This window comes from Streptomyces massasporeus, assembly GCF_014648995.1.
Taxonomy (GTDB): domain Bacteria; phylum Actinomycetota; class Actinomycetes; order Streptomycetales; family Streptomycetaceae; genus Streptomyces; species Streptomyces massasporeus.
Genome location: NZ_BMSE01000006.1, coordinates 118434 through 136848, shown reverse-complemented (window position 1 = coordinate 136848; position 18415 = coordinate 118434). Strand labels below are relative to the sequence as shown.

Here is an 18415-nt window from a genome sequence, read left to right as displayed (position 1 = left end):
TATCCGCACGCCGGGCACGCGCGTGCCGCAGGACTGCTTCACCGCCGTATGGAGGTCAGCCCCCACCCCAGCACCAGCCACACACCCGCGACCGCGCACACCCCGCCCCACCCGAAGTGGCTGAAGGCAACCCCCGCGAGAGCCGAGGCCGCCGCGCCGCCCGCGAAACCGGCGACCACGTAGGCGGTGTTGGCCGTGGCGGGGGTGGAGGTCGCCGTCAGGGCGAGGGTCTGGTTGGCGACGTGGGAGGCCACCAGCGCGGCGTGCACGGCGATCGCGGCGGCGAACAGCGCCCCCAGCACGTGCCCGCCCAGCCAGAAGAGCGGTACGGACACGGCGGCGATCAGATAGGCCGACCGCACGACCCGCGCCGCCCCGAACCGGTCCACCAGTCCGCCCGCCAGCGGCGCCACCGCACTCGCGGTCAGGCCGAACAGGCCGAACAGCCCGGCGGTCGCGGTGGACAGCCCGTACTCCGGCCCGGTCAGCAGCAGGGCCAGCGAGGTCCACAGTGCGCTCCACGCACCGAACATCCCGGCCTGCCGGACGCACGCCCGCCACAGCTCCGGCGAGCCCCGCAGCACCGACGGCAGCGCGACGAGCCCCGCGAACAGCGGGCCTTCCCGGCGCCGCCGCGACGGCAGGACCAGCGCGGTCGCGAGCCCCAGGGCGAGGGTGAGCACGGCCGCGCCGGCGAACACCCAGCGCCAGCCGAAGGCCTGCCCGGCCAGTCCGCCCAGCACCCGGGCCCCGACGATGCCGGTGAAGAGCCCCGCGATGACCGCCGCGACATGCCGGGCACGCCGCTCGGCGGGAGCCCGCTCGGCCACCAGGGGGACGAGCAGCTGGGGGATGACGGTCGCCGCAGAGGCGACGAACATCGCGACCGCGAGGGCGGCTGCGCCCGGGGCGGCCGCACTGGCCCCGAGCGCGAGAGCGGTGACGAGCGTGAGTCCGGCGACCAGCCGGCGCCGGTTCGCACTGTCGCCGAGCGGGGCGAAGAACAGCAGCCCGACCGCGTAGCCGAGCTGGGCGACCGAGGCGATCCAGGCGATGGCCGAGGGCGCCGAGCCGAAGTCCCGGGCCATGAGCGGGAGCAGCGGCGCGGCGAGGTAGATGTTGGCGGCGGTGACCGCGCTGCACACGGCGAGCAGGGTGAGGAAGAGCCCGGGGGCGGGCTCACGGGACTGCCGCACCGGGGTCGTGGCCCGGGCGGGGGCGGTGGTGGTCGCTGATGGCATGGGAGGGGACTCCTTGGAGTCGGCTCTAGCAACTAACTGGTTGGTTGGCTGGTGAGGGAACAGTCTGAGCCGCCCCTCCATTCCCTGTCAACCAAACAGTTGGTTACCCTGGCGCGCTACCCTCTCCCCCATGGCAGCAAGGGACCCCGAGGCCACCAAGGCCCGGATCTTCGAGGCGGCGGTCGCCGAGTTCGCCCGGCACGGCATCGCCGGCGCCCGCATCGACCGCATCGCCGGCGAGGCGAAGGCGAACAAGCAGCTCATCTACGCCTACTTCGGCAACAAGGCCGAGCTGTTCGCGATCGTCCTCGAGAAGAAGATGCTCCACCTCGCCGAGGCCGTCCCCGTCGACCCGGACGACATCGAGAGCTGGATCGACCGCCTGATGGACTACCACGCCGCCCACCCGGAGCTGCTGCGCCTGCTCTTCTGGGAGGGCCTGGAGTACGGCAGCACCGAACTGCCCCACGAGTCCGACCGCCAGGAGCACTACGCCCGCAAGGTCGCCGCCCTCCGGGAGGGGCAGCGGCGCGGAGCCGTCACGGACGCGATCCCGGCGGCCGACCTGCTGTTCCTGCTGACCGCCCTGGCCAACTGGACCGCCGTCGTCCCGCAGATGCGGCGCATCCTCGTCGGCGAGGGGGAGCCGGACCGGGACCGCCTGCGCGCGTCCGTGAAGGAGGCGGCACGCCGGCTGACGGCACGCTAGCCCACCCGGACGGCAGGCCAGGGGCGGCTGGTTGGTGCCGTGGCCGGCCAGGGGTCGCTAGTTGGTGCCGATCCGGCTGAGCAGTTCGACGATCCTGGTCTGCACCTCGGGGCTGGTGGACCGCTCCGCGAGGAACAGCACCGTTTCCCCGGAGGCCAGCCGCGGCAGGTCGGCCTGGTCGACGGCGGCGGTGTAGACGACGAGCGGGGTGCGGTTGAGCTGCCCGTTCGCCCGCAGCCAGTCGACGATCCCGGCGAACCCCTCCTGCCGCCGTTGCACCTGCAGCAGGTCCATCACGACCAGGTTCGGCCGGAACTGCCCCGCCAGCGTCACCGCGTCCGCGTCACTCGCGGCCCGCGCGACCTGCATCCCGCGCCGCTCCAGCGTCGCCGTCAGCGCCAGCGCGATCTCCGCGTGCTCCTCGATCAGCAGCACCCGCGGCGGGTGCTGCTCAGTGTCGCGCGGTGCCAGCGCCTTCAGCAGCACGGCGGGATCGGCGCCGTACGCCGCGTCCCGCGAGGCCTGGCCGAGCCCGGCCGTGACGAGGACGGGCACCTCGGCGGCCACGGCGGCCTGTCGCAGCGACTGCAGCGCCGTACGCGTGATCGGCCCGGTCAGCGGGTCGACGAACAGCGCGGCGGGGAAGGCCGCGATCTGCGCGTCGACCTCCTCACGCGAGTTCACGATCACCGGCCGGTAGCCGCGGTCGCTCAGCGCCTGCTGGGTGCTGACGTCCGGCGCCGGCCACACCAGCAGCCGCCGCGGGTTGTCCAGCGGCTCGGGCGGCAACTCGTCGTCCATCGGCTGCGGCCGCGGCGGATCGGCCACCTCGACGGCCCCACCGGGCCCGTCCAGCGGCTCGGGCCCCTCGGCGGCGTTCTCGTCCGGTGCGCCTATGGCGTACGACCGTCCGCCACCCTCGGTCAGATGCGCGAGGCGCGACTGACCGGCGAGGGACGGCTGCGCCGGGACCGGTGCGGTGGCCGGGGCGGGGATCTGCGTGGCGACGGGCGGCGGCGTGTGCTCGGCGCCCGGATGCGGGCGCGCGCCCTGCTCCGGACGGGGCGCCTGGTCGGCCGGACGCGGCTGCCCCTGCTCGGAGCGGGCCGCCTGGTCCGTACGCGTCGCCGGGTCGGGCGGCGTGCCCAGCTTGCGGCGCCGGCCCGATCCGCCCGGCTGGTGCGGGGGAGGCGTCGCCGACTGCTGCGGGACGGAATGCGGGACGGGCATGGCCGACGGCTGCTGCACCTGGGCCGCCTGCCGGGTGAACGGCACGCCCTGGCCCAGCGTGCGCACGCTGATCGCCCGCCCCTGCGTCGAGTTCGGATCGACGGGGGGCGCCGCGGCCTCCGCGGGCAGCGGCTGAGCCGCCCGCGGCGCGCCTTCCGGCGGCAGCGGGGTGCCCGGGGCGGGGGTGTTCTGCTGCACGGGCCGGGGCGGCGTGCCGTTGGGCGGCGCGGGGTGCGCGGCACCGGCCCCGGACGTCTCGTCGGCGGCGGGCCAGGGCTGGGCCGCGGGGGTGCCGCCGGGCGGCGGGGTTCCGTGGGTGTTCACGCCCTGGGCGTTCGTGTCCTGAGCAGGCGTGCCCTGGGGCGGGGTGCCCTGCCCGGGTGCGGCCTCCGCGGGGAGCGGCCGGCCGGCGGACTGCTGCTGAACCGGTGCGGCGATGCCCTGCTGCGGCAAGGTCTGGGCCGGGGCGGGAGGCTGGAGACCCTGCCCCGGGAGAGCGGCCTGCACACTCTGCCCGAGCCCGCCCTGAGCGGGGACGGACACACCCTGCGGTGCGGCCACCTGAGGGGCGTTCCCCTGCGGAGGAACGGTGTTGCCCTGCGGAGGCACCGTGTTCCCCTGCGCGGCAATCGGCACGCCCTGCGGCGGCACGGCGGTACCCGGCGCGACGGGGGGAGCGGCCACACCGGCCTGGACCGGCACGCCCTGCGGCGGCACGGCCTGCGCGGGAGCGGCGGATGCGGATGCGGCAGGTGCAGAACCCGCAGGAACGGGACCGGCTGCCGGTGCGGCACCGGGAGGCACAGGACCGGCTGCGGGTACGGCGCCCGGGGGCACGGGGCCCACCTGGCCGGCACTCCCCGGCACCTGCGCTCCGGCCGCCTCCGTCGCCTCGGCCGGATGCGGGGCCGCGACGGCCCGTCGCCGACGACCGGTCGGCGCGCTGGTCGGATGCGGCTGCGGCGGCGTGTGGTCGGCGGACTGGTCGTGCGGAACGGCGTCGTGCCGGCCCTCCTCGACCGCACCCGCACCGGCAGCAACCGCTCCGGGAACAGCCGTTCCGGGAACAGCCACGGCCCCCTGCCCCTGAGGGGGCACCACACCCGGAGCACCCGCGGGACCGCCGGGACCACCGGCGACCTGCTGCCCCTGCCCGGCCTGAGCCTCCTGCTGAGCAGGGGTCGGGGCCTGGGCCCGGGCCTGGGCCGGAGCCTGATCGGCCTCGGCCGGCGGCAGCGCGAACACCGGACGCGGCCCGGCGGCGGCCTCCTGCGCGGCCGCGGCCCGCTCATTGGCGGCGGCCAGCGCACGCCGCCGACGCCCGGTCGGCTGCTGGGCCTGCCCCTGATCCGCGTCGGCCGAACCAGCGGCCTCACCACCGGAGGGCGCCGCGGGCAGCGCCGGCGGCAGCGCGGCCTGCTCACCGGGTTCACGCCGGGCGCGCCGCCCGGACGGCCCGGGCACACCCTGCGGCGGTACGGTCCCGCCCAGCCCCGTGTTCGAGGCGGCGGCACCCGCCGCATGCTCGGCGGCCGTCACCACGGCCCCCTCGGCCACACCCTGGACGGCACTGCCGACGCCGTCCGCACCGGCGTTCTCGGCCGCGCGCCGCCGCCGCCCGGTGCCGCCCGACGCGGAGTCCTCACCGGACGCCTGCGCCGGCAGGGCCGCCTGCTCCCCGCCGGCCCGGCGCCTGCGCCGCCCGGTGGGCACGGCCCCGTCGGCTGTGGCACCACCGGGCGCGTCGGCTCCGGGACCACCGGCCCCGTCGCCCGCACCGCCCGTGACGTCGCCGTCGAGGAAGGCGTCGGTGGTGGCTCGACGTGCCCGGCGCCGCCCTCCACCGGAGGTCTGATCCGCGGGTTCGACGAGGGCGAGCGCGGCGGAGTCGTCCACCGGCTGGGCGGCGACGGCTCCGGCCCCGCCCCCGATCGGCACCTCGAGGACGTAGGCGCTCCCGCTCATCCCCGGCACGTCATGCGTCTGCAGCACACCGCCGTGGGCCCGGACGATCCCGCGCACGATCGGCTCGTGCACGGTGTCGCCACCGGCGTACGGCCCGCGCACCTCGATGCGTACGACCTCGCCGCGCTGCGCCGCCGCCACGACGACGGTGTTGTCCAGATAACCGCCCGCCGACACGGGCGTGTTGCCGGTCGCGTCGACCCCCGCGACGTCGGCGACGAGATGCGCGAGGGCGGTCGCGAGCAGCCGGGGATCGACCTCGGCCTCGATGGGCGGCGCGTGCACGGCGAACTGCACCCGCCCGGGCCCGATCAGCTCGACGGCCCCGTCGACCCCGGCGGCGACGACGGCGTCCAGCATCACCTTCGTACGGGAGACGCTCTCACTGCCGGTGTCGAGCCGCTGGTACCCGAGGACGTTGTCGATCAGCGTCGTGATGCGCGAGTAGCCGGCCGACAGGTGGTGCAGCACCTGGTTGGCCTCGGGCCACAGTTGCCCGGCGTCGTCGGCGGCCAGGGCGGCCAGCTCGCGGCGCAGTTCCTCCAGGGGTCCGCGCAGCGACCGGCCGAGCAGGGTCAGCAACTGCTCGTGCCGGGCGGCGAGCGCCTCGAACCGGTCCTTCTCGCGCTCCCCGAGCGCGGCGTAGCGGTCCTCGTTCGCGGCGAGTTCCTCGGCGTGCCGCTCGGTCAGCTCCTCCAGCTCGGTGACGTGCTGCTGGCGCAGCGCGGTGAGCTCGGAGGCGTGCTCCTCGGCGATCCGCTCCAGTTCCTCGGCGTGCCGCTTCTCCGCGGCCTCCTTCTCCTCGACGACGGCGTCGTACGGCCGCCGGTCGGTGAAGGTCATCACGGCACCGACGAGCTGGTCGCCGTCGCGCACGGGCGCGGTCGTCAGGTCGACCGGCACCTTGCCGCCGTCCTTGGAGTACAGCACCTGCCCGCGCACCCGGTGCTTGCGCCCGGAGCGCAGGGTGTCGGCGAGCGGCGAGTCCTCGTAGGGGAAGGGCGAGCCGTCGGCGCGCGAGTGCAGGACGAGGTTGTGCAGTTCGCGTCCGCCGAGGTCGCTGGCCCGGAATCCCAGTATCTGGGCGGCGGCCGGGTTGACGAGCACGATGCGCCCGTCGGTGTCCGTCCCGACGACGCCCTCGGACGCGGCCCGCAGGATCATCTCGGTCTGCCGCTGGGACCGGGCGAGCTCGGCCTCGGTGTCCACGGTCCCGGACAGGTCGCGCACGACGAGCATGAGCAGCTCGTCGCCGGTGTAGCCGTAACCGTCGTAGGCCTGCTGGCCGTTCTCGAGATTCGCACTGGTGACCTCGACGGGGAACTCGGTCCCGTCGGTCCTGCGCGCGATCATCCGGGTGGGCTTGGTCCGGGCGTGCGGATCGAGGTGCTCCGGCCGGCGCATGGAGCCGGGGATGAGCTTGGAGTCGAACTGCGGCAGCAGATCGAGCAGCCCACGCCCCACCAGAGCGGTGCCCGGAGTCTCGAAGGCCTCCAGGGCGATGGTGTTGGCGTTGACGACCGTGCCGTTGGCGTTGACCAGCACCAACGCGTCAGGAAGGGCGTCCAGTATGGCTGCGAGGCGAGCAGCGCCTCGGGATGGCCTGCTGCTCACGAGACGCTTCCTCCCTGTTACCGCACCTTGCCGACCGCTCGGGCCATCTTGCCAACCGTCCCGCGGCGTGTCACGCGAGGGAGTCTAAGGGCTGCGGTTGCGCTCGCGACGCCGGATGAGAGCGAGGTCGCACGAGGAAGTGACCCCGAACTGACGACCGAGTAACCGTCAAACGCCCGCCCTCCTGCGACGACGTCGCGGGACCTTCGCGGGACCTTTACGACGACGGCGTTTCTGTACCTTTTGGCCGGACTGGCGTGATGGGGGCGGAGAGTGGCGCAAATGGGGTGGGGGGGGCGGGGTGTGCCGGGGGTTGGGGGGCCGGGCCGGGCTGGGTGCGGAGTGTCTGGGTGCTGGGTGCTGGGTGCTGGGTGCTGGGTGCCGGGTGCGGGTGTCCGGGTGCGGGTGTCCGGGTGCGGGTGTCCGGGTGCGGGGCGCCGGCCCACGGGTCGACGCCCCACCGGCCCGACGCCCCACCGGCTCGAGGTGCCACCGGCTCGAGGTGCCACCGGCTCGACGCCCCGACGCCCCGACGCCCCGACGCCCCGAGGCCGCGACGCCGCGGCTCGGCGCCCGGGCGGCCCGCTCAGGCCTTGGCGCCCCGGTCGCCCCCCACCCTCGGCAGAAGCGGCACGAGCCGGTCCCAGCGGGAGATCTGGCAGCCGTCGCGGCGGTCGTACGTGGCGTCGACGGGTCGTCCGGCCCAGGTTCCCGTGACGTGCGCGGTGGCCGGCCCGCCGTACTGCATGGTGCAGAAGCCGCCCTCCGGCGCGGGCGCGAAGACGTCCTGGCCCCACCGCGTGTCCCGCTCCAGTGCGGCGCAGGCGCCGCTGGGGTCGGGGTGGCTGCCGCCGACGGGTTCGCAGTAGAGCTCGAAGGTTCCGTCGGCCCCGTCGCCGGCGTTCCGCACGGTGACGGTGAGGTGATCGCGGTCCGGACCGCCTCCGGGCCGGATCGAGGACAGCAGGTCGGCCCCGCCGGCCTGGGCATACGCGGCCGGGGGCGCCGCGGTCAGCGACCCGGCGGCGGCGACGGAGGCGGCGGCACCGACGAGGAGGCGCCGCAGGACGGGGCGGGCGGTGGCCCGGGGAGTGGCACGCATCATGCCCTGCCTAACGCGGCGCGGCCCCGGATGTTGCGCGCGCCCGCCCGGGCGGGGACCCGCAGGGGCCTGACAAGGGCTTTGCCCTGCGCCCTGCCCGCCTAGTACCGTGGGGGTCGATTGGTGACAGCACGCTCGACTGTGTCATCATCGGCACGCACCGCTCGCGCTCGCGCGGGAGTGATGCTGGAGGCGTCGCCTAGTCCGGTCTATGGCGCCGCACTGCTAATGCGGTTTGGGCCTTAAAGCCCATCGAGGGTTCAAATCCCTCCGCCTCCGCACTCGATCACGAAGCCCCGGTCATCCGACCGGGGCTTCGTTGTCGTCGCATCCCCCGAAGTGCGGCCTGAAGTGCCGTTTCCGCAGCTCACAAGGGGTGCGGCTAACGGATTTCACATGGCGGCGGCAGTCATGTAATGTTCTTCCTGTCGCCGCGAGCGAGCCGGAAGGCCCGAGAGCGGCGAAAAAACAGAACAAGCACTCGTAGCTTAACGGATAGAGCATCTGACTACGGATCAGAAGGTTGCAGGTTCGAATCCTGCCGAGTGCACAGCAGACCAGAGGCCCTGTGGATCACTCCACAGGGCCTCTGGCTTATGCCTTGACGGCAGCGTTTGACGGCCACCGCATCAGAAGGCGCGGAGTGCTCTTGCTGCGCACCGCTTGAAGAAGCAGGGAATTCTGTGCGCGACCGGAGCGTGGGTCTCAGACGGTCGCGGCCAGCCAGCCGATGGTTTCGGTGGTGTGCTTCCCATCGCTCTTGGTGGCGCCGGCGTACACCTCGTTCAGGCGGATCAGGAAGCCCGTGTTGGTGACGTCATGGACGCGGATCCCCGGCGTCTCCGGGCCGTTGAAGGTCTGGGTCAGCGGGAGGACGACGACGTTGGCACCCGCCGGGAACGGGGTGGGGAACGTGACGCGTGTGAAGGTCGAGGTGTTACCGCCGCTCGTCTCGATCGGGTTGTCAGACCTCAGGTCGATCTTGCCGGTCTGGATGAAGCTCATCGTCGACTTCCTTCGGAGTGGGGGGTGATTGCTCGACCGCCCTCGGCAGCCGACGGGAGCCTTGTCACGAAATCGGCACCGTATGCCGAAGTCCCGCAAACGAGTGAGCGCCTTTCGGACAGCGGGAGACCATGGGCTTCCTGGCTGGTCAACAGGCCAAGGGCGTCTGGACAGCTACGAGGACACCGGCCGCGCCGCCGTCATCGTCCGGATCCTTGCCGTCACCCCTCAGTGCGTCCCCGACGCGGTCGAAGGCGCACCGCTGGGAGTAGAGCCGTACGAAGGTGTAGATGTCCATGGTCACGCGAATCGAGCCTGTGGCCCAGGACTTCCATGATCATGCGGGCGTCGGCGCCCTGTTCGTGGAGTAGCGAGGCGCACGTGTGGCGCAGGTCGTAGAAGCGGACCTTGCGGACGCCGGCGCGGACGCACAACGCCTCGAAGGAGCGGTTCAGGTTGCGCGGCTCGATGGGGGTGCCGTTCTTCGTGGGGAATCAAGGCCCTGGGCCGTCCCCTTCCAGTTCGAGCCAGCGGCGCCTTCCGGTCGGTGAGCTGCTGGGCGCGCTGAGCGCGAAGCGCAGTCACGCACACGGACGGCAGGGCCACGCGGCGGGCCGAGGGCTGAGTCTTCGGCGCGACGATCAGCAGCTCGCCACCGACCCGCTGTGGAGCTTGCCGGAGGTGAAGAAGCCTTACGGCGTGCTGGAGGGCGGCCCGCAGGAGCACCAGCAGGAAGCGCACGGTTCGGTTACGCACGCCCTCCCAACGGCCGTCTTTTCGCTGGTAGATGGTGCCCTCGTTGGTGGCGTTCTTCTTCGGCTCGGCCAGCAGGCGGCTTCCTGTTCGATGCGGAGGGAACAGTGGGGGCGCCCCACAAGGGACACCCCCACGAGTCGGTTGGAGTGGATGGCCTTGGACGGCGAGCTGTGGTCCGCCCGCCGCTCATCTCGGGTGGGAAGACGCCGGAGGTTGGCTGCGACGGTGCGCTGGGCTCAGGTGACGTATCGGGTTGCCGGTGGGTATCCAGCGCGGTTCTCGCCCTCCAAATAAGTGAGAACGGCTGCCGGCCCCGTTTTCGCAGGATCCGAGATGCTGACGCAGCTTCGCCCCGTGTCCTTCACGCTGGGGGATCGCGATTTCGGGTGACGTTTCTCAGTCGCCCGTACGGGGGAGAGCAGGCAACGCCATCCTGCCCATTAGTCATCATTAAGCATTTCGCTATTGGTTGGTCAATTTCGGCGAAGGTCCTCGGGGTAACCGGAAATCGATTGCTTCCTCGAATAATATGCCACCGTCAGAACCGCCGAAGAAGGCATCACCCCTCACAGGAATTGGCCCCTCGATGACACTGAATATCCCTGGTGCGTCACGATGGCGCTCCATGTCGCTTTTGATCACTGCGGTTGTGGCTGCGGTGATCGCAGCTGCTGTGGTCGCGATGTCGCCGACACGCGCAGAAGCCGTTGCCACGCCTGTTCCTCTGGGTACGGCAGGCAATTTCGGAGTACTGGCGGGTTCGACAGTCACCAACACCGGCCCGACGACGGTCGAGCGAAACGTCGGGGTGAGTCCGGGTACGGCGGTCGTGGGGTTCCCGCCCGGCGCAGTGGTGCCGCCCGGAACTATTCACGCTGCCAACTCCGTGGCCCTTCAGGCTCAGAACGATCTGACCACGGCGTACAACCAGGCCGCCGGGCAGGCGCCTGACGTCACGTACACCGGAGATCCCGTTGAGCTCGGTGGCCAGACGCTGGTTCCGGGCGTCTACAAGGTGCCCGTCAGCGCTCAGCTCACCGGCACCCTCACCCTGAACGGCCAGGGCAACCCCAACGCCGTCTGGGTGTTCCAGGTCGGTTCGACGCTGACGACAGCCTCCGCGAGCGAGGTGCTTTTCACCAACGGCGCCAACCCGTGCAATGTGTACTGGCAGATCGGCAGCTCGGCCACTCTCGGTACCGGCACCAGGTTCGTGGGCAACGTCCTCGCCTTGAGCTCGATCACTGCCAACACGAATACGACCGTCAACGGCCGGCTGCTGGCCCGCAACGGCGCCGTGACGCTGGACTCCAACACGATTTTCCAGGGTGAATGCGGGACCAGCCCGACGGGTACCGCTTCGCCGACTCCGACGGGCACTGCTTCGCCGACTCCGACGGGCACTGCTTCGCCGACTCCGACGGGCACTGCTTCGCCGACCCCCACGGGCACTGCCTCGCCGACCCCCACGGGTACCGCTTCGCCGACCCCCACGGGCACTGCTTCGCCGACTCCGACGGGCACTGCTTCGCCGACCCCGACGGGTACCGCTTCGCCGACTCCGACGGGTACCGCTTCGCCGACCCCGACGGGTACCGCTTCACCCACCGCAACTGCCAGCCCCACGGACGGCGGCCACCACGAGGGGAACGGCCACCACGATGAGGGCAAGAAGCACGAGGGGAACGACCACCACGATGAGGGCAAGAAGCACGAGGGGAACGACCACCACGATGAGGGCAAGAAGCACGAGGGGAACGGCCACCACGACGAGGGCAAGAAGCACGATGAGCACGACAGCCATGGCTGGGCAGACGTACCGTCGTGGTCCGGGCGGTAGCTGACCTGGCCATGTGCCTAGGAGGGATTGCCTGACTTCTCGTGTGGGAGCCAGTGCAGCAAACGGCGCGCGGCGGATCGCCATTCGATTCCGTCGCGCGCCGTAGGCCGTTCTGGGGGCGTGAGACCCGGACCGCTTCTTCGACCCTTGTCGGCGTGTGGTCCTGGGTGGATCAAGCAGGGAGCCCCTCCCCCTTTCGGCCGAAGGGGCCGCACGCTTTCTCGGGTATTCGGGTGATAAGGATGATAATCCGCGACTCGGCGGGGGAAGTATGAGACTGCCGAGCCTTCGCCGATTGCATCGGCGTCCACCCGCGTCAAGGAGACAGAAAAATGCGTCGAAGCGCCAGCGTGCTCATCGCATCAGCGGCTCTTGTTACTGTTCTTGGATCCCCGGCAATCGCCGACGATCAAGTCATCGCTCTGATTCCCGTTAACTTGGAAAATACTACTAGCATTCTGAACAACCCGAGCGTTGCGAACAACCCCAGCGTTCTGAACAACCCGAGCGTTCTGAACAACCCCAGCGTTCTGAACAACGCTGACGTTCTGGATGACAACGCTGACGTTGACTGACCCAGCGTTACAGGTCGGTGCCCTCGGCTTCGTCGGGGGCACCGCAGCATCAACGAATGGACCAGGTTGCAGGTTCGAATCCTGCCGAGTGCACACAGATCAAAGGCCCCCGGGATCATCCCGGGGGCCTTTGGCGTCAACCGAACTGAGGGGAGTCGCCCCGCTGCCCGGCCGTGATCACGACGGGCAAGGGCTTCTGCACGCCCAACGACTTCTCGACCGTCAACTCCACCGCGACTCGCGCCAGTTCGCATTACGATCACGTGGCCGCTGCTGAGCAGGACATCGCGAGGGGACACGGGCGTGAGGAGAACAGAGGACCACGGAGGCCGCCGGTGGGGCGGGGGCACAGCGGCATTGGTTGTCGCCACGGTGCTGCTTCCGCTGGTCGCGGGGTGTGGCGGGGGACAGGACGACTCCGGCCCCGACGCCAAGGGCACCACGGCCACCGCCGGTCGGCAGGGTGGGTCCAAGGATGCGGACCGAGGGAGCGGGGCCTTCCCGGACAGAGGTGTGATCGTCACCGCCTCGTGTTCCGTACCCGCGAGCAATCCGGCCGCCGTGACGGTCACGGGCTGGGATCCGACTACGTGGAAACGGACCGTCTCCCGGACCTTCACCGTCCCGGCCGAGGCCGTGGTCGCGGAGGCCGACGATGTCGCCTCCCCGCTCGTGGAACTGTGCGCTGACAACTTCCCCGGCGTCGGCACGTCCGAGGACGGGCCGCGCGCTGTCGCCACCACCCGGCTGCGGCAACTCTTCGACAAGGACTTCTCCCGGATGGCCGTCGTCCTCATCGATCGAGAGACCGAGGCGACAGGGGTGGGCTACGTCGACACCAAGGGCAAGCTGACCAAGCTGTCCGGTGAACAGAGCGACGACTTCGACGACACGCCCAAAGAGGAGAACGCCGTCTTCGCCCAGGACGGCAGTGCTGTCTGGTTCACCGAGACCGACTCCTCGGATCGTGTGCGGATCGCCAGCCGTTCCGTCGCGGGGGATCACGCGGTGACCGAACAGGCAGGCGGTGATGGCGATTACATGGACGAGGCCGGCCTTGCGCTCGCGGGTGACCCGGCGCGCGGGCTCTTCGGCAAGGAAGTCCGGGTCAGTCCCGACGGGCGTAAGGCGACGGCCTTCATCACCTGGCAGGGCTACAACGTGGCCGACGTGCCACAGCGCAGTGCGCTGCTCAAGGTCGGCGGTGTGAAGGCAGCCGGGATTCCCTCCGACGCCGACTGCCGGCCCTACGGCTGGGTCGACGACAGGACCGTGCTGTGCGGCCCCCGACTCGGCGCGGCCAAGGACCCGAAGCGGAAGAACTCCTTCTGGACGCTCGACACTTCTCGGCTCGACGGCACGGCGGATCTCCCGAAGGGTGCCCTGGGTGATCCGATCATCCCGGCGACGGATCGGAAGAACACAGTGCGGGCCATGTCGCAGAACGGCAAGCAGATGATCTTCGCCTCGCTCCAGGGCACGCGGCTCGAGTGCTTCGTCTCCGCCATCACTCCCGGCGCAACCCCGAAGAAGATCACAGCAGGGGGTGCGGACAGGGCGCTGAGCGTGGGTGACGTCCTGGAGTGGCGGTAGGGGCCGCGACGCTTACGACGTTCGCCGGTCTTGGTCGCACGACGGTATGCGGTGACCGCAGCGGCGACGGTTGCCATGGCGGGACGCTCGGGGGAAGGGGACGCTGGAGGCGGGGGCAATGTGATGGAGAGGTGCTCCATGGCTCAGCCCAGCCCGGACCACAAGGCGCGCCAGCCGTTCCTCGCCCGACCCGGCGTCCGCCGCTTCGCGCCGTTCGTTCTGATCACCGCGGTCGCCCTGATCTTCATCTTCGAGAACCGCTCGGACATCGAGATCCGCCTTCTCGTGCCGATCGTGACCATGCCGCTGTGGGGAGCCCTTCTGATCGCCTGGGCGCTCGGCATGCTCGCCTGTGTCTTCACCGTGCGCCGACGGGCGAGCCGGCACTCACGTCAGCCCAAGTAGTGACGGTGGCCCCGGTTCAGTCGGGGCGGCAGTGCTCCTCCAGGTAGGTCGCCGCCAGTGTGCTCGCGCGAGTGAACCAGTCGTGCAGGACCGCGATCTCGTCCGGGGAGTAGTCCGCGAAGAGGTGGGTGAGGCGGGCGTAGTACGGCTCGTAGACCTCTCGGACGCGGGCGACCGCGTCGGGCTGGGCCGCCACGCGGATGCGGCGGCGGTCCTCGGGGTCGGGGCGGCGGGTGATGTAGCCGGCGCGCTCCAGGCGGTTGAGGATGCCGGTGACCGCGCCGGTCGTGACATGGACGCGGGCCGCCAGGTCACCTGCCGTGGGGAGGTTCTCGCCGGCCTCGATGACGTAGGCGAAGCAGGTGAGGTCCGTCACACTCAGGCCCACCTGCTGGGCGATCTCGTGCTGTCCGACCAGGTGGGTCGCGATGAGCTGGTCCATCGCCGACAGCGCCTGCTCCGGTGTGGCGGCCGGACGAGGCTTGGCTTGCATTCCCAGATCCCTTAGTTCGTGAGATGTTTGGGCTGTAAAAGTCTTAGCAGATGAGGGGTTCGGGCTCGGAGTCCTCGGGTGCGAGGGAGTGACACGTGAGTGCACATCAGTATGACCACGGGCACACGGTTGCGGGCTGGGTCGGATTCGGCATCGCCACCGTCGGGGCCGGGGTGGCGGGGCTGGGGGTCTGCACCGTCTCCGCCGCGCTGATCGCGGGCGGGGTGGCGATCGGGGTCGTGAGTCTGCTCGTCACGTGGGCCCTGCATCTCTCCGGATGGGGCAAGGGGCCGGGCGTGCGGCCCCGGGCGGAGTGGGGATGGCGGGTGCGGGACTCGGCGGCGCCGGGCGGGCACGCGGAGTGCCTCGGGTGCCGGCTGGCCGGACGGGGGCGGCGGCGTGGCGCGGGTGCGGTGGAGCCGGTCATGCCGGCTCAGCGCGAGAGCGAGCCGGAAACCGTGGCCGCCGCCGGGGCAGACTCCGTGCGCTGAGGCCGCTCCCCACCGGCCACCCCACACCGGCCACACCCCCGTTGTCAGTGGTGCCCCCTACTCTCGGCAGAGATGGCACAGGCATGGAAGTGCTCGGGGCTGCGGTGGTCGGCGGATGGTCCCGTGCTGGTGTGGGACGGCGGGCGGCGCAGCGCGCTGACCTGGGGGAAACGCGTCGCCTTCGCGGTCGCGGAAGGGGGCGTGCGCACCTGCGTGGGGGCTCGGGGGCACGCGTGCCCCGTGGGTGCGGCCGTGCCGGGGCGGAGTACGGGGGCGCGGTGCGAGGAATGCGCGCGGCTGGACCGGGCGCACTCCGTGGCGGCGGACACCATCGCCGACGACCCACGGCCGTACCACGTCTATCTGGCGTGGTTCGGGCCCGGCATGGTCAAGGTCGGGATCACCGCCGAGGAGCGGGGCTCCGCCCGGCTGCTCGAGCAGGGCGCCGTCTGCTTCAGCTGGCTCGGCGTCGGTCCTCTCATGGCCGCGCGGCGTATGGAGGAGCTGCTCAGGGCCGCCCTGCGGGTGCCCGACCGCATTCCGTACGCCGAGAAGCGGGCGGTTCGGGCCGCGCTGCCGGAGACCGCCGCGGACCGGGCCCGTGAGGTCACCGAACTGCATGGCAGGGCGGTGCGGCTTCCCGCCTGGCCGGAGTCGCTCGTGCGGGAACCGCTGCGGGTCGTCGATCACGTGGGGGTGTTCGGGCTGGCGGACGCGCCCGTCGCCGTGGGCGGCGTGAGCGAACTCGTCGCCGGGGGCGTGGTCGGCGGAGAGCTGGTCGCGGCCGCCGGGCCCGATCTGCATCTGGCCACCGGGGGCGGGGTCGTGGTGCTCGACACGCGGCTGATGACCGGGTGGGGGCTGGTTCCCGCCGCGGGAGACGAACTGACCGTGCCAGTGCGGCAGTTCAGGGACGCGGCAGGCGTGCAGGACGGCTTGTTCTGACCCGCGGGGCCTTCCCAGGTGTTCCCTGAGAGGCACCTGTGTGTTTCTCAGGGAAATCACAGGTTGTCGAAAGCATGCTCTCAGAGGTCCTCGACATCGTGTTCACATGACCACGACCTCGCCCCAGGGGCGCACCGAACTGCTGAGGCCGGACGGGAGCCCCGTCCGCGTGCTTGTGGTGGACGACGAGCTGTCGATCACCGAGCTGCTGTCCATGGCCCTGCGCTACGAGGGGTGGCAGATCCGGAGTGCCGGTGACGGCACGGGTGCGATCCAGACCGCCCGCGACTTCCGGCCCGACGCCGTCGTCCTCGACATGATGCTGCCCGACATGGACGGGCTGGCCGTGCTCGGGCGGCTGCGCCGGGAACTGCCGGACGTGCCGGTGCTGTTCCTCACCGCCAAGGACGCCGTCGAGGACCGGATCGCCGGGCTGACGGCGGGCGGGGACGACTACGTCACCAAGCCCTTCAGTCTGGAGGAGGTCGTGGCGCGGCTGCGCGGGCTGATACGCCGCTCCGGCGCCGCCGACCGGCGCTCGGACTCCATGCTGGTCGTCGGCGACCTCACCCTCGACGAGGACAGCCACGAGGTGACCCGGGCCGGGGACGACATCCACCTGACCGCGACCGAGTTCGAGCTGCTGCGGTTCCTGATGCGCAACCCGCGGCGCGTGCTCAGCAAGGCGCAGATCCTCGACCGGGTGTGGTCGTACGACTTCGGCGGCCAGGCCAACGTCGTCGAGCTCTACATCTCCTATCTACGACGGAAGATCGACGCCGGACGCGAGCCGATGATCCACACGCGGCGCGGTGCCGGGTACCTGATCAAGCCCGCGGTGTCATGAGCGGACGACGACGGCCGCGTACGCAGCAGCGGGCAGGCGGGCAGCGACTGGGCAAGCCGCGCACACTGCGGACGCGGCTCGTCGTCGCGTCCGTGGTGCTGATCGCGGTGGTGTGCGCGGTGATCGGGACGGTGACGACGCTGGCGCTCAGGTCCCACCTGTACGAGCAGTTGGACGGCCAGGTCGAGGACACCGGCAAGCGCCTGTCGGGACCCATGAAGCCCGGGGGCGGAGACGACGCCGACGCGACGGACCGGATCACCGGCTTCATCAAGGGACCGGCGCAGCCCGGGACCGTCGCCGCCGAGGTCGGCGCAGACGGCAGCGTCACTCAGGGGGTCCTCGCCGAAGACTCCGAGGAGAACGGCCCCTTCCAGCGGAACACGCCCATCGACCTCACCGACGAACAGAAGGCCGCCCTCGCCGAGGTGCCGGTCACGGGCACGCACACCGTCGAGATTCCCGGCCTCGGCGAGTACCGCGTGCAGTACGTCAACGGACTCGACGGCGGCACCTACTACGTCGCCCTGCCCACCGAGTCGGTCACCACCACCATCAGCACCCTCGTCATCGTCGAGGTCAGCGTCACCGGCGCCGGACTGGTCGCCGCCGCCATCGCCGGTTCCGTCCTCATCGGCGTGGCGACCCGCCCCCTGCGTCGCGTCGCCGCCACCGCCACCCGGGTGTCCGAACTGCCCCTGCACACCGGCGAGGTGAACCTCAGCGAGCGGGTCCCCGACTCCGAGACCGACCCGCACACCGAGGTCGGGCAGGTCGGCGCCGCGCTGAACCGGATGCTCGACCACGTCCACGGGGCGCTGCACGCACGGCAGCAGAGCGAGACCCGCGTCAGACAGTTCGTCGCCGACGCCAGCCACGAGCTGCGCACGCCCCTTGCCTCCATCCGCGGCTACGCCGAGCTCACCCGGCGCGGCAGGGAGCAGGTCGGGCCCGACACCCGGCACGCCCTGGGCCGGATCGAGTCCGAGGCCGGCCGGATGACCCTCCTCGTCGAGGATCTGCTGCTGCTCGCCCGGCTCGACGCCGGGCGGCCGCTCCAGTTCGAGCAGACCGACCTCGTCCCTCTCGTCGTGGACACCATCAGCGACGCCCGGGCGGCCGGCCAGGACCACAACTGGCGGCTCGACCTGCCCGACGAGCCCGCGCTCGTGTCGGCGGACGCGGCCCGGCTGCAACAGGTCCTCGTCAACCTCCTCGGCAACGCGCGCAGTCACACGCCACCCGGTACGACCGTCACCGCCCGCGTCCAGCGGCGCGGACCCTGGCTGTGCGTGGACGTCGAGGACGACGGGCAGGGCATCCCGGCCGAGTTGCTGCCGCACGTCTTCGAACGGTTCGCGCGGGGCGACTCCGCGCGTTCCCGCGCCCACGGCTCGACCGGTCTCGGTCTCGCCATCGTGCAGGCCGTGGCGACCGCGCACGGCGGTGCCGTGACCGTCGACAGCGTGCCCGGGCGGACCGTGTTCACGGTGCACCTGCCCGCGCTGCCGCCCGAGCCACAGCCGGACATGAGCTGGCAGCCGCACTCACAGGCACGCCACAGCGTCACCACATGGGCACAACAGGGCGCCTGACGAGAGTCG

15 protein-coding genes, 2 tRNA genes and 1 pseudogene are annotated in these 18415 nt (G+C 71.5%); 11 read left to right on the top strand and 7 right to left on the bottom strand.

Annotated features, from left to right (window positions below):
• Window positions 1-38: 38 nt before the first annotated feature.
• The gene (locus tag IE153_RS16385) at window positions 39-1241 is read right to left on the bottom strand and encodes an MFS transporter (protein ID WP_189590428.1); all 1203 of its coding nucleotides are present in this window, start codon (window positions 1239-1241) and stop codon (window positions 39-41) included.
• A 130-nt stretch (window positions 1242-1371) separates the two neighbouring features.
• Between IE153_RS16385 and IE153_RS16380 the strand changes: the two genes are divergently transcribed.
• The gene (locus tag IE153_RS16380; RefSeq protein ID WP_189590427.1) at window positions 1372-1950 is read left to right on the top strand and encodes a TetR/AcrR family transcriptional regulator; all 579 of its coding nucleotides are present in this window, start codon (window positions 1372-1374) and stop codon (window positions 1948-1950) included.
• Between the two features lie 57 nt (window positions 1951-2007).
• On the opposite strand, the gene IE153_RS16375 is transcribed toward IE153_RS16380, so the two are convergent.
• Window positions 2008-6759: a hybrid sensor histidine kinase/response regulator gene (locus tag IE153_RS16375; RefSeq protein ID WP_189590426.1), complete on the bottom strand. Its 4752-nt coding sequence runs from the start codon at window positions 6757-6759 to the stop codon at window positions 2008-2010.
• 586 nt (window positions 6760-7345) lie between these two features.
• On the bottom strand, window positions 7346-7864 hold the full coding sequence (locus tag IE153_RS16370) for an SSI family serine proteinase inhibitor (RefSeq protein WP_438817921.1): 519 nt from the start codon (window positions 7862-7864) through the stop codon (window positions 7346-7348).
• Between the two features lie 185 nt (window positions 7865-8049).
• On the opposite strand from IE153_RS16370, the gene IE153_RS16365 reads away from it, so the two are divergent.
• Window positions 8050-8140 (top strand) — tRNA-Ser (locus IE153_RS16365).
• Window positions 8141-8338: 198 nt separating this feature from the next.
• Window positions 8339-8411 (top strand) — tRNA-Arg (locus IE153_RS16360).
• 155 nt (window positions 8412-8566) lie between these two features.
• Here the strand turns inward: IE153_RS16360 and IE153_RS16355 are convergent.
• The 3 genes and pseudogenes from IE153_RS16355 to IE153_RS42730 all read right to left on the bottom strand — a co-directional run.
• Window positions 8567-8866, bottom strand: a complete 300-nt coding sequence (locus tag IE153_RS16355; RefSeq protein WP_031102606.1) for a hypothetical protein — start codon at window positions 8864-8866, stop codon at window positions 8567-8569.
• Between the two features lie 148 nt (window positions 8867-9014).
• On the bottom strand, window positions 9015-9170 hold the full coding sequence (locus IE153_RS41630) for a hypothetical protein (RefSeq protein WP_229829014.1): 156 nt from the start codon (window positions 9168-9170) through the stop codon (window positions 9015-9017).
• Window positions 9171-9240: 70 nt separating this feature from the next.
• Window positions 9241-9300, bottom strand: a pseudogene (locus tag IE153_RS42730) (hypothetical protein); the annotation flags it as partial.
• A 947-nt stretch (window positions 9301-10247) separates the two neighbouring features.
• Here IE153_RS42730 and IE153_RS16345 point away from each other — a divergent pair.
• The 4 genes from IE153_RS16345 (at window position 10248) to IE153_RS16330 (ending at window position 14035) form a co-directional block, all read left to right on the top strand.
• Window positions 10248-11462 carry an ice-binding family protein gene (locus tag IE153_RS16345; protein ID WP_189590424.1) on the top strand — a complete coding sequence of 405 codons (1215 nt, stop codon included), beginning with the start codon at window positions 10248-10250 and terminating at the stop codon, window positions 11460-11462.
• A 332-nt stretch (window positions 11463-11794) separates the two neighbouring features.
• Window positions 11795-12037: a hypothetical protein gene (locus IE153_RS16340; RefSeq protein ID WP_189590423.1), complete on the top strand. Its 243-nt coding sequence runs from the start codon at window positions 11795-11797 to the stop codon at window positions 12035-12037.
• 303 nt (window positions 12038-12340) lie between these two features.
• Window positions 12341-13630, top strand: coding sequence for a hypothetical protein (locus IE153_RS16335; protein ID WP_229829013.1), 1290 nt, complete (start codon window positions 12341-12343; stop codon window positions 13628-13630).
• Window positions 13631-13768: 138 nt separating this feature from the next.
• Window positions 13769-14035 carry a hypothetical protein gene (locus IE153_RS16330; protein WP_189590421.1) on the top strand — a complete coding sequence of 89 codons (267 nt, stop codon included), beginning with the start codon at window positions 13769-13771 and terminating at the stop codon, window positions 14033-14035.
• A 16-nt stretch (window positions 14036-14051) separates the two neighbouring features.
• Here the strand turns inward: IE153_RS16330 and IE153_RS16325 are convergent, their stop codons facing one another.
• The gene (locus IE153_RS16325) at window positions 14052-14528 is read right to left on the bottom strand and encodes a MarR family winged helix-turn-helix transcriptional regulator (protein ID WP_097217696.1); all 477 of its coding nucleotides are present in this window, start codon (window positions 14526-14528) and stop codon (window positions 14052-14054) included.
• Window positions 14529-14623: 95 nt separating this feature from the next.
• Here IE153_RS16325 and IE153_RS16320 point away from each other — a divergent pair, with 95 nt between their 5' ends.
• The 4 genes from IE153_RS16320 (at window position 14624) to IE153_RS16305 (ending at window position 18406) form a co-directional block, all read left to right on the top strand.
• The gene (locus IE153_RS16320) at window positions 14624-15019 is read left to right on the top strand and encodes an HGxxPAAW family protein (RefSeq protein ID WP_189590420.1); all 396 of its coding nucleotides are present in this window, start codon (window positions 14624-14626) and stop codon (window positions 15017-15019) included.
• A gap of 72 nt (window positions 15020-15091) precedes the next feature.
• Window positions 15092-15964 carry a DUF2797 domain-containing protein gene (locus IE153_RS16315; RefSeq protein WP_189590419.1) on the top strand — a complete coding sequence of 291 codons (873 nt, stop codon included), beginning with the start codon at window positions 15092-15094 and terminating at the stop codon, window positions 15962-15964.
• A 106-nt stretch (window positions 15965-16070) separates the two neighbouring features.
• Window positions 16071-16811, top strand: coding sequence for a response regulator transcription factor (locus tag IE153_RS16310; RefSeq protein ID WP_189590418.1), 741 nt, complete (start codon window positions 16071-16073; stop codon window positions 16809-16811).
• A complete protein-coding gene (locus tag IE153_RS16305) occupies window positions 16808-18406 on the top strand; it encodes a sensor histidine kinase (RefSeq protein WP_189590417.1) in 1599 nt (532 codons plus the stop codon). The genes IE153_RS16310 and IE153_RS16305 overlap by 4 nt, the downstream gene beginning before the upstream one ends.
• The last annotated feature ends 9 nt before the right edge of the window (window positions 18407-18415 follow it).

Excerpts from the sequence above, each read along its gene's own strand:
- IE153_RS16385 (WP_189590428.1), bottom strand. The coding sequence starts at position 1,241 with ATGCCATCAGCGACCACCACCGCCCCCGCCCGGGCCACGACCCCGGTG.
- IE153_RS16380 (WP_189590427.1), top strand. The coding sequence starts at position 1,372 with ATGGCAGCAAGGGACCCCGAGGCCACCAAGGCCCGGATCTTCGAGGCG.
- IE153_RS16370 (WP_438817921.1), bottom strand. The coding sequence starts at position 7,864 with ATGATGCGTGCCACTCCCCGGGCCACCGCCCGCCCCGTCCTGCGGCGC.
- IE153_RS16355 (WP_031102606.1), bottom strand. The coding sequence starts at position 8,866 with ATGAGCTTCATCCAGACCGGCAAGATCGACCTGAGGTCTGACAACCCG.
- IE153_RS16345 (WP_189590424.1), top strand. The coding sequence starts at position 10,248 with ATGTCGCTTTTGATCACTGCGGTTGTGGCTGCGGTGATCGCAGCTGCT.
- IE153_RS16340 (WP_189590423.1), top strand. The coding sequence starts at position 11,795 with ATGCGTCGAAGCGCCAGCGTGCTCATCGCATCAGCGGCTCTTGTTACT.
- IE153_RS16330 (WP_189590421.1), top strand. The coding sequence starts at position 13,769 with ATGGCTCAGCCCAGCCCGGACCACAAGGCGCGCCAGCCGTTCCTCGCC.
- IE153_RS16325 (WP_097217696.1), bottom strand. The coding sequence starts at position 14,528 with ATGCAAGCCAAGCCTCGTCCGGCCGCCACACCGGAGCAGGCGCTGTCG.
- IE153_RS16315 (WP_189590419.1), top strand. The coding sequence starts at position 15,092 with ATGGCACAGGCATGGAAGTGCTCGGGGCTGCGGTGGTCGGCGGATGGT.
- IE153_RS16310 (WP_189590418.1), top strand. The coding sequence starts at position 16,071 with ATGACCACGACCTCGCCCCAGGGGCGCACCGAACTGCTGAGGCCGGAC.
- IE153_RS16305 (WP_189590417.1), top strand. The coding sequence starts at position 16,808 with ATGAGCGGACGACGACGGCCGCGTACGCAGCAGCGGGCAGGCGGGCAG.